This window comes from Reticulibacter mediterranei, from assembly GCF_016587455.1.
The window spans coordinates 5,875,717-5,898,958 of the sequence record NZ_BNJK01000001.1; the positions used below are offsets into that span (position 1 = coordinate 5,875,717).

Consider the following 23,242-nt stretch of genomic DNA (forward strand, 5'->3'; position numbering starts at 1 on the left):
AGGCAGAGAGCGAACGTGGTAACGTCATCTGGCAATGTACGGCCCTTATGGGAACCCTCGGAAGAATTGCAGCAACAGGCGAATGTCACACAGTATATGCAGTGGCTTGCGACGGAGAAAGGCCTGCATTTTCATTCGCGTGCAGAGCTATGGGCGTGGTCGGTGACAAAGATCGAAGATTTCTGGGCCTCGATCTGGGAATATTTTCATATCCAGGCGTCACACCCTTATACTGCTGTACTGGCTGAGCGCAAGATGCCGGGGGCCACGTGGTTTCCTGGCGCTGAGCTGAATTTTGCCGAGCATATATTTCGCAATGCCACCACTGAGCGTCCCGCGCTGCTCTTTCGCTCTGAACGGCATGCGCTGGTAGAGGTTTCCTGGGAAGAACTGAGCCAGAAAGTCGGTGCGATAGCCAGTGCGTTGCGTGCTGCGGGCATTGAGCGTGGTGATAGAGTCGTTGCTTACATGCCCAATATTCCAGAGACGTTGATCGCTTTTCTGGCCTGCGCGAGTATAGGTGCCATCTGGTCAAGCTGCTCTCCTGATTTCGGCACGAGCAGTGTGATTGATCGCTTCAAACAGATCGAGCCAAAGGTGCTCTTTGCCGTCGATGGCTATCAATATGGCGGCAAAACGTTTGATCGGCGCGCTATTGTGGCGGAATTGCAACAGGCGCTACCAACAGTGCAGAAGACGGTGTTGTTCCCTTATCTTCTGGGCGAGGTTGAGCCAATTCCTGAGAGCCTTCAGCGTACCGTCACCTGGAGCGACATGCTGAAAAATCCCGCTTCCTTGCGCTTTGAGCAGGTGCCTTTTGATCATCCGCTGTGGGTTCTTTATTCCTCTGGTACAACCGGCCTGCCCAAAGCCATTGTGCAGGGACATGGTGGCATCTTGATTGAACATCTCAAGAGTTTAGCATTGGATTTCAATATAAAGCCCAATGATCGCTTCTTCTGGTTCACCACGACGGGCTGGATGATGTGGAACTTGCTGCTTAGCTGTTTGCTGGTTGGTGGCGTGATGTTGCTCTACGATGGCAGTCCAGCCTATCCCGATAGCGGCGCGCTCTGGAAATTTGCCCAGGATACGCACATGACGTTCTTTGGCACCAGTGCTGCGTATATTGCAACCTGTATGAAGGCCGGAATAGAGCCAGGTTCTACCTATGATCTGAGTGCATTGCGGGGACTTGGCTCGACCGGTTCACCCTTGCCGCCGGAGGGCTTTCAGTGGATCTATGAGCATGTCAGGCACGATATCTGGTTGGCCTCGGTCAGCGGTGGCACCGATGTTTGCGCGGCATTTGTTGGCGGATGCGTTTTGTTGCCGGTTCATCTGGGCGAGTTGCAATGTCGGGCGCTGGGCGCAAAGGTCGATGCATTTGACGAGCAGGGGCAGCCGCTCATCGACGAAGTGGGCGAACTGGTTATTACGGAGCCGATGCCCTCCATGCCTCTATTCTTCTGGAATGATCCTAACGGGGAACGCTACCAGGAGAGTTACTTTAATATGTATCCAGGTATCTGGCGGCATGGCGATTGGATCAAGATCACGCCGCGAGGCAGTGCTATTATTTATGGCCGCTCCGATTCCACGATTAATCGTATGGGCATTCGGATGGGGAGCAGCGAGATCTATCGTGTCGTCGAGGGTCTGCCGGAGGTATTGGATAGCCTGATGGTTGGTGTCGAGCAGCCTGGTGGGAAATATTACATGCCGCTCTTTGTCGTGTTGAGAGAAAATGTACAACTAGACGACGAACTGAAGGCAAAGATCAAGGCGCGGCTACGCAATAACGTTTCGCCTCACCACGTCCCTGATGAGATTATTGCCATTCCAGATGTGCCGCGCACATTGAGTGGCAAGAAGTTGGAGGTGCCAATTAAAAAGCTCTTTATGGGTGTACCAGTCGAGAAGGCTGTGAGCAGAGGAGCGCTGGGGAATCCTCAATCACTGCAATTTTTTGTGGAATTTGTCAACAAAATACCTCACTGATGATGGATAGCTCTCACATGGATGTGTGGAAATTTCTGAATACAATGGTGCAAAAAATCCTCATATTCTGCGTATAACAGGTGCAAATAGTTGTATCTGTCGGTGTCATTTTTCGGGGAAGAGCAAAGGCTGCGAACCAGGAGACTGCGCTTCCTCAGTCGTTTATAAGGAGATACATGCATTTATGAATCATAATCCAACCTCCTATGGTGGTTCGCAGGGGCAGGGTCAGCCGCCAGACCCCTATCAGGAGACGAGGTTTGCGTCAAATCAGTCTGGCTCAAATCCTAACAATTATCCAAATAATCCCGGCTCAAATCCCAATTACCCGAATAATCCCTATGGTGCGCCGCCTCCCCCACCATCGACACCTGGAGGAGCGCCCTATGATCCCTATGCAATTCCTCCGACGATCTCCGCCAATCCAGCGCAACCACCGTCGAATCCCTATCAATATCCAAATAGCGCGCCCGGCGTTAATACGCCTCCGCCAAACCAGTATCCTTATCCCAATCAAGGGCCACCGTCGAATCCGGCGAATCCGCCAGCGCAGTATCCTTATCCCAATCAAGCGCCACCGGCAAATCCGGCGAATCAGTACTCTTATCCAGGCGGCTTCCCGCCAGCCTATAACGCACCGCCTCCAGCACCGCGCCGCTCTTCGGGCAGCAAGACGGTGCTGATCATCCTGGCGATCCTGGTTGTGGTTGGTGGGCTGGTGGCTATCATTGGTGTAACATCGCGTAACAACCAGATTGCCAGCGATAATCAGCATGCTACTGCGACGGCGAATGCAAACACTGCTGCCACAGCTCAGGCGCAGGTGCAGGCAAAGGCAACCTCCACGGCCCAGGCAAATGCCACTGCAACTGCGGTTGTTTCGACTTATCCCTTCAGCGCCAATCTCAAGCTAAACGATCCGCTGACGGATAACAGCAAAGGGATCGGTTGGGTGACGGATAAAGGCTGTGCGTTTGCGAGCGATGGCTACCATGCCAGTGAGCCGCAGAGCAATGTGTATTATACCTGTCCTGCGCTGAAAGCAAGCTATAAAGACTTCACCTATCAGGTGACGATGAATGTCACAAAAGGGTCGGTTGCCGGAATTACGTTCAGAGGAAATGATAGCGCTCGGAAATATTATTCGTTCATCTTTGATCAAACCGGCGGCTATGTCCTTTTCCTGTACACCCAGGATGGGCAGAAGCCACAGACTTTGCATGAAGGTACAGCGGACAACTATAATGCGCATCAGGCCAATGATCTTGGCGTGGTCGCTCGTGGCAATCAGATCAAGCTGTATCTGAACAAGCAGGAGTTGACGACGGTTAGCGATGGTACTTTTAGCAGTGGTCAGATAGGTACTATTGTCTATAATACGAGTGGACCCGTCGAAGCTGTGTTTAGCAACGCAAAGCTCTGGCAGTTGTAATCGTTCGAGCCACTCTACAGCGTCAATCACGGGGCGTGACCATCAAGGTTGCGCCCTTTTCTTTGTTGGCGTGCCTATTTCACAACCAGCCTGTGAAGGAGGTTGCAGAAATTTTATCGGTTTTTACCTATACTATTACCATATCCTATAGTATGATAGCGATACCATAAATATCTGGGGGGAAGAGCAAAGGCTGTGCCGGGAGATTGTACTTCCTCTGCTGTGTAGTCAAGGAGAAAAACACCGATGAATCACAATCCCACCTCCTATGGTGGTAACCAGGATGGGCAGCCGCCTCAAACGTATCAGGAGACGGTGTATGCGTCAAACCAGCCTGGCTCAAATCCAAATAATTATCCGAGCTATCCACCCAATCCATATGGAGCGCCGCCTCCGCCATCGTCGCCTGGTGCTACGCCGATTGATCCCTATGGAGTGCCGCCAACGGTTGCCGCAAATCCGGCGTCGGGTCCAGCGAATCCGTATGGAGCGCCGCCACCGGCGAACCCGTATCCCTATCCTAATCCGCCATCGGGTCCGTCCAATCCATATGGAGCGCCGCCAAATCCCTATGTAAATAATGCGCCGCCACCAAATCCCTATTCCTATCCGGGTAATGGAGCGCCGCCACCGTATCCTGTGGCACCGCCGCCTGCTCCTCGTCCATCGGGGAATAAGACGGTGTTGATCGTGCTGGCTTTGCTTGTCGTGCTGGGTGGTCTGGTGGCAATTATCGGCATCTCAGCCCGCAACAGTCAGATTGCCAGCGATAATGCTCATGCTACCGCTACTGCCGATGCAGGAAGCAAGGCAACGGCAACTGCACAGGTGAATGCTACCGCCACCGCAGTTGTCTCAAACTATCCTTTTAGCAACAAGCTCACGTTTAGCGATCCGCTGAAGGACAACAGCAAGGGCGTCGGCTGGTATGTGGATAAAGGCTGTAAGTTTGCGTCCGATGGGTATCATGTTATCGAAACGACTGCTAATGTGTATTATACCTGTCCATCGAAGAACACGAATTATAGCAATTTTACCTATCAAGTCTCTATGCAAATTACGCAAGGCGATCTGGCTGGTATCTCTTTCCGAGGTAATGAGAATCAATACAGGTATTATACTTTTGTTTTCAGGAAAAGCGATAGTACATACTGGTTGCTTCTGTATACTGAGAAAGGTGTAAAGCCGCAGACGCTCGATAAAAATACGACCTCCTACTTCAATGGGACCGGCACCAATCAACTGGGCGTGGTTGCACGTGGCAGCAAGATCACGCTGTACGTCAATGGGCATCAGTTGACCTCGACCACTGATAGCACGCTGACCAGCGGGCAGATCGGCACCGTTGTCTATAATGGCGAGAATGAGGGCGATACCGTTGAGGCCGTCTTCTCCGATCTCAAACTCTGGCAGTTGTAACAAGTTACTGCGCAAGTGGGTCATACCGAAAAGGTATGACCCACTTTTTTTTTAAGCAAAGTAAGTAAAATATGATTGAACTCCATAAAAAGAAATAGGGGGCAAGAGCGTCATCAGTTTGTATAGGAGTTCGTCGGCTTACTATTGCTGAAAACCATCTCCTGGCCCTGGATACTCGGGGTGTGGTGGTTGTCCCTGGCTCATTTGATGTCGTTGTGCTTGCGCCAAATCAGCCAGTGGAGTCCAATTAGCCTGCTGATCCCCTTGTGCCAGTCGAGCCAACTCAGCCTGTTGAGCTAAATTATCCAGCGGAGTCCAATTAGGCCGATGATCCCGTTGTGCCTGCCGAACTGATTCAGACCTATTGAATTTTGCCGCGTATGATCGCGCGAAATTTGCCTGTTCTTCCCAGTTAAATCTGTTCACGCTCTCCAGGCGAGTCTTGTATTCTTCATTACCTTTCTTTATTACATCTCGTCGATAACGTGCTTCTAGCGCTCGTTTGTCTAAAGGAGCCTCAGGGAGTTTAGGGTTGCCCGATGATTCCGGTTCAAAGGCGGCGGACCTATGACGGTTTCCCCATTCCATCTGTAGCAAACGGTCTCTGTATGCTTTGTATTCATGATTACCGGGTAAGTCTGAGTTCGATCCCAATGCCTCGGCGCTCGCTGGCTGTGCATACCATTGGAAAGCATCACCACTTGTTGGCGGTTGTCTACTGCTTTCTGGATAGCTTGTCGGCACTTCAAAACTTCTCCCATGTCGGTCAGTCATTTGCCTTCCTTTCACTAAACTCACTAAACATACGTGGAATTGAAGCATACCTGCAACATCGGAGAAAATAAGAGGGATGGAGGGAAAAATAATACTGTATTAAAGGGCCGGCGAACGCCATCATAATTGTTAAGGAGTCCAGACTTTGGCATCTGTAAAAGCCGTATCTGTTAGAGGACCATCGGTACTGACCCCTAAGTTGATCGCCCCACTACTTCCAGTACTATCATCGATACTATGAACGAGAGCGTGATTAATGTAAAGCTCGATGTGGTTCCCAATAGCTACAACGGCTATCAGGTTGGGCTGGTTGAGAGTAGTCTGAATGGCAGCCGAAGAGTCACTGATCAATGTTGTATTACTATGGGGGAAGTAGAGGATCAGATAGTACTGTCCCCCCTGGCAAATTTCAAAGAAGTAGGTACTCGGCGTACTGCCCCGAAACGTCATTCCGGCGCATTCGCCTTTTGTGATGGTGGCCTTGACCTCAAAGGTGAAATCTTTGTAGGAAAGCGTCGGGGTGGGACAAAAATAGGTTCCTCCCTGCGTCTGAGTGAGGTGAAGGGCGCCGTCGTTGAACTGACAACTACTTCCAAAGTTCGTATTTGAGCCGTTCTGCCAGTGGTCAGGCTTACTTAATGGATCAGACAACGCCTGATGCCAGTTGGCAGGAGGGTAGGGGAGGGGAGGAGTTGGCGTCGGAGCCGTGGTTGACGTTGTATGTGGGATGGGGGTGGTGATAGTCCTCGGGATCAATAGAGCCATCCCTCCTGGAATAGTGTAGATCATCGTGCCAAGTACCAACAAGAGAGCCAGCGAGATGAGCGCGATGGTCAGGCTTTTTTGGTGCTTCTTGCGTCCATGTCTTATCTCGACGGTGCCAGGAATTTGTGCAAAGGTAGGAGGCGTAGAGGGAAAAGATGGAAATGGAGGAGTGGGAACGGTTTCTGCTCCGTTGGCGGCGGTCTGAGCATTGTGGGGGAGAACGGTAGGGATGGAGTTGGGGAGAAGCTGGTTTGCTGCACCATTTTGTAAGAATGGTGATGATGAGGGAGACGCAGGGGTGAGTTGGCTGGCGGCCTTGAGGGCTGTAGCAAAAGCGTGGATGCTTGCAAAACGCTGTTTGGGATCTTTGGAGAGCGCAATCATGACAACGCGTTCGACATCGGCGGAAATCAGGGGGTTGTGCAGGCGCAGCGATGGTGGTGAGGCGAGCTGGTGTTGCATGGCGACCTCTACGGTTGTTCCCTGGAAAGGGTGTCTGCCACAAAGCCATTCGTAGACCATCACAGCCAGAGCGTACTGATCGCTCGCCGGTCGCGGCTGGCCATTGAATTGTTCGGGGGCCATGTAGGGAACGGTCCCTGCAACGCTTTCTTGCAAATTGGAAGAGGAGGTACTCTGGGCGATAGTCGAGATGCCAAAGTCGCTCACCAGAACGTCATTGCGAGCATTGAGCAGCATATTTTCTGGCTTGACATCGCGATGGACGAGGTGTTGATCATGAGCGTATTGGAGAGCCTGAGCAATGGGTAGAACGTAATGGATGACCGTGGACACAGAGAGGATCGAACCCTTTGGATGTTGTGCCCGCAATGTCCCGTGAGGCGCAAACTCCATGACCAGAAAGGGAAGATCGTTCTCACCAACCCCAAAATCCAAAAGGTGAATGATGTGTGGATGGTTCAGGCGTATGGTGCGGGCCTCATTGATGAAGTCTTTGAGCGCTTCTTTGCCAGTGAGGGGACGATGAAGTATCTTGACTGCCGCCTGGGTATGATCGCGCTGATGCTCACCTAGATAGACATCGCCACATCCACCTCCCCCCAACTTCTCTACGAGACGATATTCACCGAATTGAACTCCTACAAGATTCATCATATAACGTTCTCTCTCTACTTTTGTCTTTAGAGCAGCCTCAAATGGATCTTGAGCTTACTTATGAAGAACGAGTCATGATCGCATTGCCGTTATTATAGCGACATGAAACTCTGCTGGCAAGCGGGATCTTATGCTTTATCTTGCTTACCCACTTCGTGGGGCAAATCGTTGAGATGTTGATACATGAGGATTTGCTGAACAGATTGGGCATGATATATTGTATATATCGAAAGTATTGGATTTACCGATCAAGGAGGCGAATGTGAAGGCAGAAAAGAAAGACACAGCGATCGAGCATCTGGATGTCCTTATTGTCGGAGCTGGAATCTCCGGGATCTGTATGGCCTATTATCTACAGACGCGTTGCCCACAGAAGCGATTTGCACTTTTTGAAGGCCGCCAGGCAAGCGGGGGAACATGGGATTTGTTCCAGTATCCAGGAGTGCGTTCCGACTCTGATATGTACACGCTTGGATACAGCTTTCGTCCGTGGCAGGATGCAAAAGTGATTGCCGATGGGCAGTCCATCTTGCAGTACTTGCGTGAAACAGCGGCGACGTTTGGTATTGACCAGCACATCCGGTTCAACCACCAGGTGCGGCGCGCCACATGGTTCTCTGCTGAGGCCCGTTGGATGGTTGAAGCAGTATGTGGGCCTGAGCAAAAGATTGTTTCTGTTACCTGCAATTTTCTCTGTATGTGTACCGGCTACTACGATTACGAGCAGGGATATACGCCTGTCTTGCCTGGGATCGAACACTTTACCGGGCGCATCGTCCATCCTCAGCACTGGCCTCTTGATCTCGACTATACAGGAAAACAGGTGGTGGTCATCGGAAGTGGGGCAACCGCAGTGACGTTAGCTCCAGCACTGGCTGAGCAGGCAGCCCACGTTACGATGCTTCAACGCTCGCCTACATATATTGTTGCGCGTTCCGCGAGTGTAGACAAAGGTAGAGGAATACACCGCTTTCTTCCTGCCTGGCTTGCCTATCGTCTGGCGCGCTGGCAGTCAATTCTGTTTGGCATCTACTTCTATACCCTTACAAGACGCCGACCTGAAGTGGCGAAAGAACAACTCCTATACCAGGTGCGCCAGCAGCTTGGTGACTCCTATGACATCGAGACCCATTTGACTCCTGCGTACAATCCCTGGGATCAACGACTGTGTTTGGCACCAGATGGGGATTTCTTCGCTGCGATCAGGGCGGGCAAGGTATCGATTGTCACGGACCAGATTGAGGCGTTCACTGAGCAGGGCATCAAACTCCGTTCGGGCGATGATCTGGCGGCAGATATTATCGTGACTGCCACAGGGCTGACTATGAAGATCATGGGTGGGGTACAACTCGTCGTCGATGATGTTCCTGTGGATCTGGCCAGGACGCTCATCTATAGAGGTATGATGTACCGGGATATCCCCAACCTCGCCTTCGTCTTTGGCTACATCAACGCCTCCTGGACGCTGAAGTGCGAACTGATTACGCAGCGCCTGTGTCGGATCTTAAACTACATGGATCGGCACGCCTACGCCCAATGTACCCCAAGACTCGGAGATCACGCCATCGCTGAAGAACCAATGCTGGTGGCACTTACCTCGGGCTACGTTCAACGAGCGCGAGATATGATGCCCCGTCAGGGTTCCAGCAACCCCTGGAAGATGCACCAGAATTATCTGCGTGACGTGTGGAGCTTGCGCTTGAACCACGTGAATGACGGAACGATGGAGTTTACGCGTCGCACCGATCCGCAGGCATGACCGCATATTCACGGGTGAAAATATATGATCATGCCTGTTTGCTCTGTTAGACGATGCCGAGACAGCTTTCAAAAGCCATCCTGGTTGCCTCGCTCTCCCCCACAATCACTGCCAGATCTTCCACATAACCTTGAATGTTTTGCTGCCGTTTCGCGATAAAGTCGTGTCGTGAGGCGACCGATAAGCCTTTGATTGCCAGTTCCACCGATTCATACTCCAGCGCTATCAACTCTCTGATCCGGGCAATCTCGCTCTTATTCTCAGCACTGTGCATGGAAAGTATCCCTCCTCAGTTATCTAATGATATAATTAGATTGCTACTATATCGCCTGATCCTCCGCGAAGAGATACAGTAGCTCTAGATGGTATGTTATGATACACATCTGTATGCTCCAAGTTTATCTCTCCTATTGAGTAAAAACTACCATAAAAACTACCAGCTATCTTACAGTCTATTACCAGTTGGCTTGCACTTTTTTTCTTAGCGACTTAAAAAATGTACAGAGAGGCGTAGAGGGATTGTAGAGGCCGATATGCAAACAAATGAGGCTGTGTTGGAGAAATATTGTCTGTTGATGGGTCGCACGCCGTTGTGCGACTCCAGGAGCAGCGAGAACGTTCTCGCTACTCTCATCATAATATCCCTCTCCAAATAGATGTACATGAATATCACGTCTCATCAGGTTTTATTTATCGATAGCTTTGCTGCGAAACATGCGCACAAGAGACCAGGCAGAGGGCAGGAGCAAGCTGGCCGCAGCGAGTTTGATCAGGTCTGGCACAAAGAATGGGAGCATGCCGGTGGTGAACGCTTTCGGCAGATCACCATGCAACCAGAAGGTGAGCCAGGTGAGACCGATAAGATAGATTGCCAGCAGCCCGGGCAGCATGGCCCAGATCGCGGTTGTGTAGCGACGATCCAGTTGACGCTCACAGCACCAGCCAATGAGAAATGCTGCAACTGGGTAGGAGAACAGGTATCCAGCGGTTGGTTGTGTTAATAGATAAGCGATGCCACCACCATTGACAAAGACCGGCAGCCCGGTGGCTCCCTCCGCAAGAAAGAGCAACATCGTCAAGGTTCCTCTCCGACTTCCTAATGTCGCAGCTAAGAGCATCACGGCGAATGGCTGCATTGTAAAAGGGACGTAGGGGGAGAACAGATAAAAGCTCATGCGTGAACTCAGGGCCAGCAGGATGCTACCGGCAATGATCAACGCGACATCACGGGCGAATATGCTTACCCGTTGCTGAGGTATAGGAATGATGGTATCGACAATAGTTGTTGCGGTAATCGCCATAGAGTAAAAGCTCCTTTTGCAATGAAATAATACATTCATAGACAATGTCTACCTTACGAACAGGCGTCCGGTGTACATGTTGTCTCTTCGTTGATTGGATGTTCCTCCAGTTCAAAACCCAGATCTGCTATCATCTGCCATGTTTCATGATAGTCTTCTCCTGGTTCTGTGAGGTAGCCCGAAACGAAGACCGAGTTGGCCACATAGAGCGCGAGCGGCTGTAAGCTACGAAGATAACGCTCACGGGCTGCGGAGAGGCGGACCTCCTGACCGGGATTGAGCAGACGGATCAGACAGAGGATACGCAAACAGTCGTTGGGACTCAAGGATTGCTTATAGTGTTCAAAGGGGGTGCCTTTGATGGCGAATAGGAAGTTAACCGGAATCGATTGGGGTTCCAGTTCGCGCAGGGCCAACGCGATATCGATGATATCTTCTTCGCTTTCTCCCTGCCCGAAAATCGCGCCCGAACACAATTTCAGCCCGGCTCGACGTGCGCCCTGGAGCGTCTCGATACGATCCTGGTAGGTGTGGGTAGTACAGATCTGAGGATAGTATTGCTCACTGGTATTGATGTTGTGGTTATACTGCTCTACGCCTGCTTCATAAAGCTGATGAGCCTTTTCTTCTGAAATGAGGCCCAGGCTACAGCAGCAGGCTATCCCCACCTCTTCTCTAATGCGTCGGACGGCCTGAGCGATAAAATTGATCTCGCGCTGAGTCGCTCCACGCGTGCTGATCACGATGCAATAACGGCGACATCTGGCTTGTTTCGCGACATGAGCCTGTTCAAGCAACCGCTGCATGCTGACCATCGGGTAGCGCTCAATATCGGCGGTCGAGATGCGCGATTGCGAGCAGTAGTGGCAATCTTCGGGGCAGAGACCGCTTTTGGCGTTGATGAGCATGTGTAAGTGCATGCGTCTGCCACAGAAATGTTCTCGGACGCGAAATGTAGCGCTCAGCAGATCCAGCAGGTGTGTATCGGAGCAGTGCAAGATCGCCTGGCACTCTGTGCGTGTGAGCGTTTCGCCAGCGATAGATTTGTCTGCCAGCGCTTGAAAATAGTGATTGTGTTCCATAATGGATAGACCTCTTTTGCTGAGTGATCTTTCTTTTTTTGGTCATTGTCATGTGTATTCATTGTGTTGCTGAAAGTGGCGTTTGGATGGATGTTTTGTGCCTTGCAAACATATATATCAACCGACCAAGAACGAGCGCGAAAGCCATGATAATTGTTGCAATCCCCACATATTGGGCGAGCCTGACCTGACCGGGTACAATAGCGAACCTTTGAGGTTGCCAGCGATATTTTCTTCGGCGCGTGAGGTCGATAATTCTGGCCTGTGCGAGAGAAGGTTGGGTGGATCGCTGTTCAATTATGTGTTGCTGTGCGAGAAAGCGAAGCCAGACCCGTTGGAGAGACGCGTCATAATCGGCAGGCAGATAGTAGTTCTGGAGATCGTCGATCATTTCGCGCTCAAGAGCGTGAGCCGCATCTTCATTGGTTGACGGAAGCAAATAATGTGCGATTTGTTGTTCGACTATCCGGGGCGAAAATGCTGAATGTGTTTCTTCCATCAGTTGGTCCCTCTGTTTCTATACATAGTGCGCAACCTATTGAGTGTACGCGATAGCATGGTGCGTACAGCTCCCTCTCGCTTGCGCACGACGGCGGCAATTTCCACACAATTGAGCCCGCAGCCGAAATGCAATTGGAGGACTTCTTGCTGCTTTGCGGGGAGGCTTTGCACGAAACTATGCAGGTGGTGGTAATCCTCCTTCTGTAGCAGCACTGCTTCAGGCGTATTGCGCTCGTCATCGACAACCTCGCTCGCCTGCTGAAAAGGGTTCGTCTGCTGACGGCGAGCGAGGCGTTTGTGAAAATCAATCACCTTATTGCGAGCGACCGTCCAGAGCCAGGCTCGTTGCTCGTCCTCGCTCCTTGCGGCAAGCGTATGTTCGTGTTCAAGAAGCGCAAGAAAAACTTCTAAAAGGAGATCTTCCGCATCCTCTCTCGTCGAGACGTGGCGACAGACATAGGAGAAAAGCTTCACCGCATACCGTTGATACAAGCAAGCGGGTAGCGAATATTGCTCTTCCTGGGAAAATGCTGGTCTTCGGAACATCGTAATACTATACCCATATCTTCCACTTGAATGTGTACTCTCTTCAGTTATTCATTCTATGCAACGACAGAGGAGCAGAAGTGTTACATTTTTTGCTGGGGAAATAAGACGGCTGCAATGATTATTGACAGGTAAGCTATTCTAGAAATATCGGATAAAGCTCGTCCAGAAAGTTTTAAAAAGTGATGAACACATTCTATTGAGACGCCCTGATGAGTTAGCATCTTCCACCAATCGCTAACTCATCGATCAATAAACAGTTATCCTCTCACGCTCCGACCACATTGTTGCGGGGCTATTTCTGTTGCTCACTTTCCACGTGCTCCGCCTCTTTCTCGTTATCATAAAACATTTGATAGAATTGATAACAGGAAAAAGGAGCTTTTGATAATCTTTATGGAAGAAACGACTCACACAAAACAGGCCGGTTCGTTCTGGCGGAATGGTGATTTTCTGCTGCTCTGGAGTGGGCAGGTGGTTTCCACGCTGGGCAGTAGCGTTTCTGAACTGGCACTGCCGTTGCTGGTGTTGATCCTGGTGCATTCGCCTGTCCAGGCCGGGCTGGTGGCGGCTATTCAAATGGTTCCGTATCTCCTTTTTAGCCTACCAGTTGGAGCACTGATAGATCGCTGGGATCGCAAGCTGGTTATGATTGTCTGCGATATAGTGCGCTGGCTGGCGCTTGGCTCGGTGCCGCTGGCCTTTCTTCTGGGACACCTGACCGTCGCGCAGTTATATCTCGTGGCCTTTATCGAGGGAACGGCCAGAGTGCTGTTTGAGCTGGCACAGCTCTCATCGCTGCCACGAGTAGTTCATCCCGACCATGTGCCGCGAGCCTATGCGATGGACGAGGTCACGACCTATCTAGCCTCGCTGCTCGGTCCCAATCTGGGAGCGCTGATCATCAGTCTGGCACGAACCACGATCATAGGAACCATCCTTGCTTACTTGATCGATAGCATCTCCTATCTGGTCTCGGCCCTCTCGCTCGGCTGTATTCGCACTTCGTTTCAAACCGAACGCGTCCTGGTGCAAAAGCGCTCGCTCTGGAAGGAGATGATCGAGGGATTGCGCTTTCTGTGGCAACAACGCCTGTTACGGATGCTGGCGCTGCTGACGATGAGCGTGAATTTCTTCCAGGCCGGGATCAGGCTTGATATCATTGTGCTGGTACGCGATCAGTTGCACCTCAATACCCTGTTGCTCGGCTTGATTCTCAGTGCTGATGGCGTTGGTGGACTGCTGGGTGGACTGCTTGCTCCCTGGATCAAAGAGCGTTTACGCCTGGGACAGATCATTATCGGCTCGCTGTTGATCTGGAGCGTTGCTCTGCTGATGGCGACGCTGGCAAACTCTGCCGTTTTGCTGATCGTCAGCCGGGCGTTGGTTGGCCTGATCTGGCCTGTTTATGCTGTTGCGGTGGTATCCTATCGCCTCTCGCTTGCTCCTGACGAACTGCAAGGGCGCGTCAATAGCTCGTTTCGTTTGCTTACCTTTGGCATCGAGTCGGTTGGGGCGGCAGTTGGTGGCGGGCTGCTCGTTGCCATTGGGCCACGCTTCTCGCTGGGCTTGGTAGCAGCTGGTTTGTTGCTGAGTACGGTTGTAGCAAGCTGTACAAGCTGGCGCGGGGCCAGATAGGGCCAATGCCGGGAAGGTGCAGGGACGCGTCTTCCCGGCAGGCAATGTGCGTGTAAATTATTGCCCCTGTGCAGCGTGTTACTTTTGTCGAAACAAGAGCCGCAGCTCATCCACTCACTACCACGATCAGGATGCTCGCTCTTGCAAGCGTACTAGAACGCATCAGGAGATTGTTGATGTCCCGTTTCGCCTCGTTCTCAACACGATCCGCGCATGCCGGTCGTGGTCCCGCGCGTCCTTCCGTCTCGCGCCCACTGACGCCGCCCATCTATCAGAGCACCGTCTTCGCCTATGAACATCTGGAAGATCTGGATACGCTCAATCCCGATAAACATAGCCACAGCTATTATCGCTACGGCACGCCAACGCACGATGCTTTGGAGGGGGCAATGTGCGAATTAGAGGGAGGCGAGGATGCAGCGCTTGCGGCCTCTGGCACGGCGATACTGACGGCTATTGCTTTCACGCTTGCCAGTGCTGGCGACTATCTTGTTGCGGATCGACATCTATATGGCGGCACGTACACATTTTTGACGGAGGAGCTGCCTCGCCTCGGCATACAGACGCAACTGGTGGATGCCTGCGATCTGGACGAGGTGAGTTATGCGTTGCGGAAGGGAGCAAAGGCGCTCTTCGTTGAGGCTATTACCAACCCGACCATGCGTATCTGCGATTTGCCAGCGCTTTGCATGCTTGGAGAGCGCTATGATGTGCCGGTAATTGTCGATGCAACGTTCGCCTCTCCTGCGCTGATCCGTCCTCTAGAGTATGGCGCGGCGATCTCCTGGCATTCTATCGCTAAATATCTCGGTGGCCATAGCGCGGCGGTTGGTGGTGTGGCGACCGGGGAGCATACGTTGATAGGGGCTATTCGTCAGAAGATCGCGCAACTGGGCGGCTGTCAGAGTGCGATGGATGCATGGTTAACGTTGCTGGGTTTGCCGACGTTGCCATTGCGTATGGCGGCCCATTGTCGGAATGCTCAGGCCATTGCCGACTATCTCGCACGACATCCCGCTGTAGAGGCGGTTTATTTCCCAGGATTATCCATGCATCCACACTATGAGTTCGCCAGCCAGCTCTATCCCAATGGCTATGGTGGTATGCTCTCTTTTACTCTGAATGGCGAGATGGAGGCGGTGCAACGGTTGGTTGAGAGGCTCAAATTGATCGTCTTTGCTCCCAGCCTCGGCGACGTGACCACCACACTTGCCTATCCCTACGCCACCAGCCATTATGGGTTGCCCGATGACGTGCTATGTTCGTTGGGCGTAGAGAGAGGGCTGGTGCGGCTCTCCGCTGGCATTGAAGACTCTGCCGATATCATCGCCGATCTTGAGCAGGCACTCTCCTGATCCCGTTTGCGCCTCCTGCTACTATTCTGGTTTATCTAGTGGATAGCGTGGTCGAGCGGGCTGATTGACCACGTAGCGGAGCGTCTCGCCGCGAGCATAGCGAGCAATATTCTCGGCCAGGACGCGTGCGCCGTTTTGATAAAACGCATCGGTAATACCTGCAATATGCGGTGTCGCCACGACATTTTGCTGGAAAAGAGGATGTGCAGGATCGACTGGCTCTTCCCAGAAGACATCGAGGCCCGCACCTGCAAGGTGTCCACTTTCCAGCGCCTGCAAGAGCGCATCGTGATCCACCAGACCACCGCGTGCGATATTAATCAGATAGGCGCCAGGTTTCATAGCAGCTAACGTCGCCTCGTTGAATAAATGGTGGCTGTTCTGGTCGTAGTTCACGGAGGCGATGACGTAATCGGCGTCGTGCAGAGCGGTGTGCAGAGCACTGGTGGGATAGATATGCTGGAAACGAGTTCCCGCAGGTGCGCCGCGTTCAGGATGTTGACGCACGCCTATGAGCTGCATGCCAAAGGCGTTGAGGCGTATCGCAAGCGCACTCCCGATGTCGCCCAGCCCGACGATACAAACTGTTTTACCCAGCAGGGCGTTGCCAGATGGCTGTCCCCAACGTTGCGTCTGGACAGAGACCTCGCATTGTTTGAGGTGGCGTGAGAGGGATAACATGAGTAAAATGGCATGTTCAGCGACCGAATCGGCGTTGCCCGTGCCGGCAGCTGGCAGGCGCGCGACCCAGATGCCAGCTTCGGTGGCTGCATGTACATCGATCAGATCTAATCCCACACCGAATTGTTGAATGAGGCCAAACTTTCCCCGCTGAAGTAGATCGCGCCCCATTGGTGTCCAGAATGGGACCACGATATCAACATCATCGATAGATGAGGCCAGCGTTTCACGTGTCGAAACGATGATTTCGTGGCCCAGCAAGAGGGGAGCAAGGTTTTCCCAATGCAAGTCAGGTGCAAAATATTCTTTGCCAAACAAAATTTTCATGCTTCATCCTTTTTGGGTGTAATCCTGGTCTTTTAGAACGAAAGACAGGCTGCTATGCCCATCATTGAAGGGAGCATGTGGCTTCGCTGGCACCGCAAATTGGTCAAACACATCCTTCTGCTTGCCGGTTTCTGCATGAAATTACACAATCATGCCGGAATATGCTGTGATCTGTGCATATTTACCCTTGAATTTGCGCGATTTTAAGTGTACACTTTCAAAAGTGTATTACTTATAAGCATATCACACATATGCATCTTTCTTTCAAAGCAAGGGAGCCTTATTTTGTCCTCAAAGCAGAATCCGTTAAAAGCGGCGCGTATCTCTATCTCGCTCATCTTCCTGTTTCATGGCACATTGATGTCAAGCTGGGCCGCACGCATCCCCACTGTTCAGCAGCAGTTGCATCTGGATACAGGCACATTGGGCTTCTCGCTGTGGGGAGCAGCGGCGGGAGCGATAGCAGCTTTCCCACTTACTGGCCTGTTGATCGCTCGTCTGGGAAGCCGCCTGACGACCATAATTGGTGGCCTATTCTTCAGCGCTTCGCTGGTGCTGCCTGCGCTGGCTCCCAATCCACTGCTGCTTGGGCTAGCCCTGACGCTTTTTGGAGGTGGAACGAGCATGTTAGATGTGGCGATGAACGCGCAAGGCTCCGCTGTAGAAGAGAGTTATGGCCGTCCAATTATGTCCTCTTTTCATGGATTGTGGAGTATGGGCAGTATTGTCGGGGCATCCATTGGCGGAATCATGGCGGGATTGAATATCGCTCCTCTGCCGCACTTTCTGGCTGTAGCGGCAATATTGGCTGTGAGCGTGCTGATTGTGAGCCGTTGGCTGTTGCCGATTGCCCCGGAGTCAAGCAAGCAAACGCCTATCTTCGCACGTCCTACAAAAGCCTTATTGGGCCTGGGTTTTATCGCGTTCTGTTCCTTTATGTGCGAAGGAGCAATCACCGATTGGAGCGGCGTCTATCTCCATAGCACGCTGGGAACCAGCACCAGCATTGCGGCGGCAGGATTTGCATTTTACTCGTTCGCGATGACAGTTGCGCGTTTGACCGGTGATCGTTTAACGCAGCTTCTCGGTCCCGTCAGGCAGGTACAGCTCAGCGGTGGTCTTACAATACTGGGCTTATGTCTGGCTCTGCTGATCCCACATCCGGTTGTCGCTATTGTAGGGTTTTGCTTTGTTGGTGTTGGGCTGGCGTGCGTTGCGCCTCTCGCGTTTAGTGCTGCTGGTCGCATGCCGGGTATGTCGCCTGCTGTGGCGCTGGCTGCGGTGGCTACGGTGGCCTATAGCGGCTCTCTGATCGGTCCGCCGCTTTTCGGCCATGTCGCCGATATCATCACGCTACGTGGCTCTCTGGGTCTGGCAGTTTTGCTCGGTGTGGGCATTTTGTTGCTGGCTCGCACGGTCGGTCATGCTCCTCTCCAACAAAACCAGAGCGAGGGGCAGTTGGTAGAGCCGCAAGAATTGATCTCATAGTTGTGCCTGTGAGGAATGAAAAAATTTGTACGGACCTGATTTATCACGTCCCCGATTTATCCTATAATTCATCAAGAAATGTTGGATTGCGCAAGATGATCGTTAGAAATAGTGATTAAGAGAATCATTTCGCTAGGTAATGGATAAATCAGGGGACGTGATAAATCAGGTCCGTACAAACTCCTTTTATCTCCGAAAAGAGCTATTCAAATAGTATAAGCAACATCGCTTGCCTGCACAATATTTTCCCGTCCACTGTACAACGGGATTTTTTTATGCTATAAAAACTGAGTGTCTCTTTCATCTCACAACCAATCACCGAAACCTCGTAGCAAAGTCATAGCTATCATCATGAGTGCTTCTTTGTAGGGCGGCTAACAGCATATTTCTAGAAGTAAAGCCTCATGTCTCCATCTCTTGTGGGCATTATTGCGAATCCTGCATCTGGTCGCGATATTCGCCGCCTGGTTGCTCATGGCACCGTCTTTGATAACAATGAGAAGACGGCGATCATCCGTCGCGTACTGGTCGGACTGGCTTCGGTTGGCGCGACACGCGTTGCCTATATGCCCGAACACGACTTTGGGATCGTGCCTCGTGCGCTCGCTGAACGCTCGGGGCAACGCGCATCGACCTATGCCGCGCTTACAGTCGAGCCGCTGACCATGCCGCTCGCTGGCACCAGCGCCGATTCCACGCTCGCCGCGACCTTGCTTGCCGAAGCCGGAGCGGGTTGTATCATCACGCTGGGCGGCGATGGCACGAATCGCGCAGTGGCAAAGGGGAGCGGAGCCGTCCCGTTGATTGCCATTTCCACCGGTACGAACAACGTCTTCCCTTCGTTTATCGAAGGCACCCTGGCAGGCATCGCTGCCGGTTTGATAGCCAATAGCGATGTTGGTTACACCACGTCTTATCGCTCTCCCTGGATGGAGGTGAGCGTCGATGGAGCCGTCAGGGAGTATGCGCTGGTGGATGTCGTCGCCTCAGCCTATCCTTTCGTTGGAACCAGGGCTATCTGGGATCTCGATCTGGTCCGTGAGGTGGTGCTGGCTCGTGTGGCACCAGCCACGATTGGCCTCTCTTCTCTTGGTGGCATGCTGCTGGATCATGAAATGGATGCGGATCAGCGGCCGGGAATGCATGTCGTGCTGGGATCAGGAGGAAAAGAGGTATTGGCAGCGTTAGCGCCTGGGCTGGTGCAATGGGTGGGTGTCAGGAGCCACCGCCGTCTTGCTGTAGATGATGTTGTTCAGCTTCAGCAATCTGTCGGCACGATTGCGCTGGATGGTGAGCGCGAGATTGAATGTTTAGCGACAACCAGTATTGAGGTACGGTTGTGTGCCGATGGTCCCGTTGTGGTCGATGTGGCGGCGGCGCTGGCGGCTGCGGCCCGTTCCGGTTCTCTGCATCGTTAATCATCCTTTTTGATCGTGAGAGGTTATGCCTGTGTTGCTCAGTGAGGAGAAAGTTTATGTCAACGCAACAGGACACTATGCATCGTATGCAAACGCCCGATTCTGCGCTGCTGCTCAAGATGTATGAGCAAATGGTGAAGATACGACAATTTGAAGAACGGGCAGGACGTGAATTTGCAGCCGGGAAAGTGCCTGGCTTTGTGCATCTCTATGCTGGTGAGGAGGCCGTCGCGGTTGGTGTCTGTAGCCATCTGACCGACGACGATTTTATTACCAGTCATCACCGGGGACATGGACATTGTATCGCGAAGGGCGTTGATGTGCGCGAGATGGTCGCAGAATTGCTAGGACGCGAGGCCGGTGCCTGTCGTGGTAAGGGCGGCTCGATGCATATCGCCGATGTACACAAGGGCATGCTTGGCGCGAACGGGATTGTGGGCGGAGGGTTCCCGCTGGCGACGGGAGCGGGACTGACCGCGAAACAGAACAGGCGTGGGCAGGTCGCCGTTTGCTTCTTCGGCGATGGGGCCGCGAATCAGGGCACCTTTCACGAGAGCCTGAATCTGGCGAGCATCTGGAAATTGCCGGTTATTTTTGTGGCCGAAAATAACGGCTATGCCGAATCAACCCCTGTTACTTATCATATGAGCTGCCGCGATATCGCCGAACGCGCCGTCAGCTACGATATGCCCGGTGTGACCGTTGATGGTCTGGATGTACTCGCCGTCTATGAAGCGGCTGGTGAGGCTATCGCTCGTGCTCGACGTGGTGAGGGGCCAAGCCTGATTGAATGCAAAACTTACCGCTACTATGGTCATTTTGAGGGCGACACCATAACTTATCGCACGAAAGAAGAACTCGCCTCCTATCGAGATCGTGACCCCATTGTTGCCCTGCGCCGAACCCTGGAGGCGCGCGGCATTGCGACGGTGGCAGAACTGGATGCCATTGACCAGCGCGAAGCCAGCAGCATTGATGATGCCTGGAAATTTGCCGAGGGGATGCCCTATCCCGCTCCGGAAGAGGCACTCACCGATGTCTACGTTAGCTATCCCTAGCGCAAAAGAAGGAGAACGATGATGGCTATTGCAATTCGCCAGTTGACTTATGCACAGGCGATCAATGAGGCGCTGCGGTTGGAGATGCGCCGTGATCCACGCGTAATCTTGATGGGCGAGGATGTCGCCGGTGGTGCGGGCATTGCGAATTTCGAGCAAGACGATGCCTGGGGTGGTGTGCTGGGCGTAACGAAGGGGCTGGTGCAGGAGTTTGGTCGTGACCGCGTGCTGGACACTCCCATTACGGAGGCGGGCTTTATCGGTGCTGCTGTTGGAGCCGCTACAACGGGTTTGCGTCCGGTTGTGGAGCTAATGTTTGTCGATTTCTTTGGCGTCTGTTGGGATATGATCTTCGATCAGGGGGCTAAGCTGCGCTATATGTTTGGTGGCAAAGCAAAATGTCCGCTGGTCATCCGTACTATGATTGGTGCTGGCATGGGAGCTGCCGGACAGCATAGTGGTACGCATTATTCAGTTTTTACGCACATGCCAGGCATAAAGACTGTAATACCTTCTACGCCCGCGGATGCCAAAGGGCTGCTTGCCACAGCGATTCGCGACGATGATCTGGTGGTGGTGTTTGAGAACAAGATGCTCTATGCCATGAGCGGCGAGGTGCCAGAGAGCGAGTATACTATTCCCTTTGGCAAGGCGGACATCAAGCGCGAAGGGAGCGATGTGACCATTGTTGCGATCTCGCGCATGGTTCATCAAGCACTGACCGCCGCCGAAGCGCTGGCCGCCGATGGCATCTCAGCAGAGATCGTCGATCCGCGTACGTTGTCGCCACTGGATGAGGAAACGATTCTGCAATCGGTCGCTAAAACGCATCGTCTGCTCGTGGTTGATGAGGATAACCCCCGTTGCAGTGCCGCAACCGATATCGCGGCGCTAGTGGCCGATAAAGCCTTTACGGAACTCGACGCACCTATCAAACTGGTGACAGCCCCTCATACGCCGGTCCCTTTCAGTCCACCGCTGGAACAATTCTATGTGCCCAGCCCGGAGCGCATCGTTGCTACTGTGCAGGAAATCATGGGTTAACAACCAGTGAAGGACGGGAAACAGCGGGTTCGTCCTGCTGTTTCTCTATGAGCGGAGGGTTCTATGGCGACTATTTTAAGCATGCCAAAATGGGGTCTGGCGATGAAGACTGGGCGCGTGGTGGAATGGCTCAAGCGGCCCGGCGACATCGTGCAACAGGGCGAGCCGATTGCTGAGATTGAGAGCGAGAAGGCCGTGAACGAGGTAGAGGCACCAGCAAGCGGCATTGTTCGCCTGCTTGTTGTGGAGGAGGGCGATAGTACGGCGGTCAGCGAACCATTGGCCGTGATCGTGGCTCAGGGCGAGGAGCTATCTGATGAGCAGGTGGCAACGCTATTGCGTGAAGATGCTGAGGCGAGGCGGCAGCAGGCCGAGGCGCTGACAAAAAAGCGTAGCACCGCGAAAGCAACTGCGACTGCTGCTGCTGGAGGAACGCGAGTGGCGAGAAGCGAGGGAGAGCGTGTGCAGGCATCGCCCGCGGCCCGAAGGCTTGCGCAGGAGTTGGGTGTCGATCTCACAACGCTGGTTGGCACCGGGCCAAAGGGCATGATTGGGCGCGAAGATGTTCTGCGTGCCGCTGAAGAGGTGCGAGCAGCTTCTTCAGAGGAGTCGGAAGAGCGCACCATTGATGTTGGTGGCGTTGCCGTACATTGTTTGCTTGCTGGTCCAACGAACGCGCCGCACGTCGTGTTTGTGCATGGGCTTGGCGGCTCGCTCACCACCTGGGCGCTGAACCTGCCTGCATTTGCCGCTCGCTTTCGGACCTGTGCGCTCGATCTCGTCGGTGCTGGTGAGAGTGCCAAGCCAGAGGTGCCTTATAGCGTCAATGCGCTGGCCGACTTTCTCGCACGTTTCTTGCAGGCGCTTGGACCAGACTGGCAGCGTGTGAATCTGGTGGGGCACTCGCTTGGTGGGGCCATCGCCTTAGATTTCGCGAGTCGTTATGCTGAGCAGGTCGAGCGGTTGGTGCTGGTAGATAGCGTTGGGTTAGGGAAAGAAGTTGATGAGGCGTTCCTGCATCTGGTGCATAAGGAGCCAACCCCGGAGCATATCCAGGCGGAACTGGCCTGCTTTTTTGCCAATGCCGATCTTGTTCAGCCAGCGTTGATTGAGCAGCTCTGCCAGTTGCGTCGTCAGCCGGGAGCGAGAGAGGCGCTGCTGGCAATGGCCGATGCAGCATTTCAGGATGGGCAGCAGCGGATCGATCTCCGCCCCACGCTAGCTGGATGTGAGAAGCCTGTATTGCTGATCTGGGGCGCTGCCGATGAAATACTCCCGGTTGCGCACGCTCAAGCTGCCACATCGCCTCGTATACAGATTACGGTTTTCGCGGATTGCGCTCATTGCCCATATATTGAGAGCAGCGAGCGATTTAACGAGATTGTTATGCAGTTTCTCAGTGCAGCATAGAAGAGCGAATTCACGTTGCAAAAGATAGTGCGCTGGCTTCACTGCTTGCCAGGTAGAAGAAAAAGATGTTATGATGTTTTCATACAGGTCGATTTAATTGTGGTGTGAAATTATCAGAGTGAGTCCT

Annotated in this window: 19 protein-coding genes; 11 read left to right on the plus strand and 8 right to left on the minus strand. The window is 52.8% G+C overall.

What is annotated here, in order from left to right:
* Positions 1 to 15 precede the first annotated feature (15 nt).
* The 3 genes from K3T83_RS25410 (at position 16) to K3T83_RS25420 (ending at position 4,852) form a co-directional block, all read left to right on the plus strand.
* Positions 16 to 2,001 (plus strand): acetoacetate--CoA ligase, encoded by a 1,986-nt coding sequence (locus tag K3T83_RS25410; RefSeq protein ID WP_220205726.1) that lies wholly within the window; start codon positions 16 to 18, stop codon positions 1,999 to 2,001.
* Between the two features lie 184 nt (positions 2,002 to 2,185).
* A complete protein-coding gene (locus tag K3T83_RS25415; protein WP_220205727.1) occupies positions 2,186 to 3,433 on the plus strand; it encodes a hypothetical protein in 1,248 nt (415 codons plus the stop codon).
* Between the two features lie 246 nt (positions 3,434 to 3,679).
* Positions 3,680 to 4,852, plus strand: a complete 1,173-nt coding sequence (locus tag K3T83_RS25420) for a hypothetical protein (protein ID WP_220205728.1) — start codon at positions 3,680 to 3,682, stop codon at positions 4,850 to 4,852.
* Between the two features lie 141 nt (positions 4,853 to 4,993).
* Here the strand turns inward: K3T83_RS25420 and K3T83_RS25425 are convergent, their stop codons facing one another.
* A complete protein-coding gene (locus K3T83_RS25425; protein ID WP_220205729.1) occupies positions 4,994 to 5,626 on the minus strand; it encodes a hypothetical protein in 633 nt (210 codons plus the stop codon).
* A gap of 129 nt (positions 5,627 to 5,755) precedes the next feature.
* On the minus strand, positions 5,756 to 7,507 hold the full coding sequence (locus K3T83_RS25430) for a serine/threonine protein kinase (RefSeq protein ID WP_220205730.1): 1,752 nt from the start codon (positions 7,505 to 7,507) through the stop codon (positions 5,756 to 5,758).
* 262 nt (positions 7,508 to 7,769) lie between these two features.
* Between K3T83_RS25430 and K3T83_RS25435 the strand changes: the two genes are divergently transcribed.
* Positions 7,770 to 9,266 carry a flavin-containing monooxygenase gene (locus K3T83_RS25435; RefSeq protein ID WP_236064988.1) on the plus strand — a complete coding sequence of 499 codons (1,497 nt, stop codon included), beginning with the start codon at positions 7,770 to 7,772 and terminating at the stop codon, positions 9,264 to 9,266.
* Positions 9,267 to 9,312: 46 nt separating this feature from the next.
* On the opposite strand, the gene K3T83_RS25440 is transcribed toward K3T83_RS25435, so the two are convergent.
* From K3T83_RS25440 to K3T83_RS25460, 5 genes are all read right to left on the minus strand, one after another.
* Positions 9,313 to 9,540 carry a hypothetical protein gene (locus K3T83_RS25440; protein ID WP_220205731.1) on the minus strand — a complete coding sequence of 76 codons (228 nt, stop codon included), beginning with the start codon at positions 9,538 to 9,540 and terminating at the stop codon, positions 9,313 to 9,315.
* Between the two features lie 412 nt (positions 9,541 to 9,952).
* Complete coding sequence (locus K3T83_RS25445) at positions 9,953 to 10,567, minus strand: biotin transporter BioY (protein WP_220205732.1); 615 nt, start codon at positions 10,565 to 10,567, stop codon at positions 9,953 to 9,955.
* Between the two features lie 53 nt (positions 10,568 to 10,620).
* Positions 10,621 to 11,649, minus strand: a complete 1,029-nt coding sequence (bioB, locus tag K3T83_RS25450) for a biotin synthase BioB (RefSeq protein WP_220205733.1) — start codon at positions 11,647 to 11,649, stop codon at positions 10,621 to 10,623.
* Positions 11,650 to 11,707: 58 nt separating this feature from the next.
* The gene (locus K3T83_RS25455) at positions 11,708 to 12,148 is read right to left on the minus strand and encodes a hypothetical protein (RefSeq protein WP_220205734.1); all 441 of its coding nucleotides are present in this window, start codon (positions 12,146 to 12,148) and stop codon (positions 11,708 to 11,710) included.
* Positions 12,148 to 12,696 carry an RNA polymerase sigma factor gene (locus K3T83_RS25460; protein ID WP_220205735.1) on the minus strand — a complete coding sequence of 183 codons (549 nt, stop codon included), beginning with the start codon at positions 12,694 to 12,696 and terminating at the stop codon, positions 12,148 to 12,150. Before K3T83_RS25460 ends, K3T83_RS25455 begins: the two co-directional genes overlap by 1 nt.
* 384 nt (positions 12,697 to 13,080) lie before the next feature.
* On the opposite strand from K3T83_RS25460, the gene K3T83_RS25465 reads away from it, so the two are divergent.
* Together K3T83_RS25465 and K3T83_RS25470 are read left to right on the plus strand one after the other, a co-directional pair.
* A complete protein-coding gene (locus tag K3T83_RS25465; protein ID WP_220205736.1) occupies positions 13,081 to 14,334 on the plus strand; it encodes an MFS transporter in 1,254 nt (417 codons plus the stop codon).
* A 176-nt stretch (positions 14,335 to 14,510) separates the two neighbouring features.
* Positions 14,511 to 15,689, plus strand: a complete 1,179-nt coding sequence (locus K3T83_RS25470; protein ID WP_220205737.1) for a trans-sulfuration enzyme family protein — start codon at positions 14,511 to 14,513, stop codon at positions 15,687 to 15,689.
* Positions 15,690 to 15,710: 21 nt separating this feature from the next.
* On the opposite strand, the gene K3T83_RS25475 is transcribed toward K3T83_RS25470, so the two are convergent.
* Complete coding sequence (locus K3T83_RS25475) at positions 15,711 to 16,697, minus strand: 2-hydroxyacid dehydrogenase (protein ID WP_220205738.1); 987 nt, start codon at positions 16,695 to 16,697, stop codon at positions 15,711 to 15,713.
* Positions 16,698 to 16,982: 285 nt separating this feature from the next.
* On the opposite strand from K3T83_RS25475, the gene K3T83_RS25480 reads away from it, so the two are divergent.
* The 5 genes from K3T83_RS25480 (at position 16,983) to K3T83_RS25500 (ending at position 23,115) form a co-directional block, all read left to right on the plus strand.
* Positions 16,983 to 18,185, plus strand: coding sequence for an MFS transporter (locus tag K3T83_RS25480; RefSeq protein ID WP_220205739.1), 1,203 nt, complete (start codon positions 16,983 to 16,985; stop codon positions 18,183 to 18,185).
* Positions 18,186 to 18,589: 404 nt separating this feature from the next.
* The gene (locus K3T83_RS25485; protein ID WP_220205740.1) at positions 18,590 to 19,603 is read left to right on the plus strand and encodes an NAD(+)/NADH kinase; all 1,014 of its coding nucleotides are present in this window, start codon (positions 18,590 to 18,592) and stop codon (positions 19,601 to 19,603) included.
* Between the two features lie 77 nt (positions 19,604 to 19,680).
* Complete coding sequence (locus K3T83_RS25490; protein ID WP_220208299.1) at positions 19,681 to 20,661, plus strand: thiamine pyrophosphate-dependent dehydrogenase E1 component subunit alpha; 981 nt, start codon at positions 19,681 to 19,683, stop codon at positions 20,659 to 20,661.
* 21 nt (positions 20,662 to 20,682) lie between these two features.
* Positions 20,683 to 21,705 (plus strand): alpha-ketoacid dehydrogenase subunit beta, encoded by a 1,023-nt coding sequence (locus K3T83_RS25495; RefSeq protein ID WP_220208300.1) that lies wholly within the window; start codon positions 20,683 to 20,685, stop codon positions 21,703 to 21,705.
* A gap of 63 nt (positions 21,706 to 21,768) precedes the next feature.
* A complete protein-coding gene (locus K3T83_RS25500; RefSeq protein ID WP_220205741.1) occupies positions 21,769 to 23,115 on the plus strand; it encodes an acetoin dehydrogenase dihydrolipoyllysine-residue acetyltransferase subunit in 1,347 nt (448 codons plus the stop codon).
* Positions 23,116 to 23,242: the final 127 nt, after the last annotated feature.

Excerpts from the sequence above, each read along its gene's own strand:
- K3T83_RS25415 (WP_220205727.1), top strand. The coding sequence starts at position 2,186 with ATGAATCATAATCCAACCTCCTATGGTGGTTCGCAGGGGCAGGGTCAG.
- K3T83_RS25420 (WP_220205728.1), top strand. The coding sequence starts at position 3,680 with ATGAATCACAATCCCACCTCCTATGGTGGTAACCAGGATGGGCAGCCG.
- K3T83_RS25425 (WP_220205729.1), bottom strand. The coding sequence starts at position 5,626 with ATGACTGACCGACATGGGAGAAGTTTTGAAGTGCCGACAAGCTATCCA.
- K3T83_RS25430 (WP_220205730.1), bottom strand. The coding sequence starts at position 7,507 with ATGATGAATCTTGTAGGAGTTCAATTCGGTGAATATCGTCTCGTAGAG.
- K3T83_RS25440 (WP_220205731.1), bottom strand. The coding sequence starts at position 9,540 with ATGCACAGTGCTGAGAATAAGAGCGAGATTGCCCGGATCAGAGAGTTG.
- K3T83_RS25445 (WP_220205732.1), bottom strand. The coding sequence starts at position 10,567 with ATGGCGATTACCGCAACAACTATTGTCGATACCATCATTCCTATACCT.
- bioB (WP_220205733.1), bottom strand. The coding sequence starts at position 11,649 with ATGGAACACAATCACTATTTTCAAGCGCTGGCAGACAAATCTATCGCT.
- K3T83_RS25455 (WP_220205734.1), bottom strand. The coding sequence starts at position 12,148 with ATGGAAGAAACACATTCAGCATTTTCGCCCCGGATAGTCGAACAACAA.
- K3T83_RS25460 (WP_220205735.1), bottom strand. The coding sequence starts at position 12,696 with ATGTTCCGAAGACCAGCATTTTCCCAGGAAGAGCAATATTCGCTACCC.
- K3T83_RS25470 (WP_220205737.1), top strand. The coding sequence starts at position 14,511 with ATGTCCCGTTTCGCCTCGTTCTCAACACGATCCGCGCATGCCGGTCGT.
- K3T83_RS25475 (WP_220205738.1), bottom strand. The coding sequence starts at position 16,697 with ATGAAAATTTTGTTTGGCAAAGAATATTTTGCACCTGACTTGCATTGG.
- K3T83_RS25485 (WP_220205740.1), top strand. The coding sequence starts at position 18,590 with ATGTCTCCATCTCTTGTGGGCATTATTGCGAATCCTGCATCTGGTCGC.
- K3T83_RS25490 (WP_220208299.1), top strand. The coding sequence starts at position 19,681 with ATGCATCGTATGCAAACGCCCGATTCTGCGCTGCTGCTCAAGATGTAT.
- K3T83_RS25495 (WP_220208300.1), top strand. The coding sequence starts at position 20,683 with ATGGCTATTGCAATTCGCCAGTTGACTTATGCACAGGCGATCAATGAG.
- K3T83_RS25500 (WP_220205741.1), top strand. The coding sequence starts at position 21,769 with ATGGCGACTATTTTAAGCATGCCAAAATGGGGTCTGGCGATGAAGACT.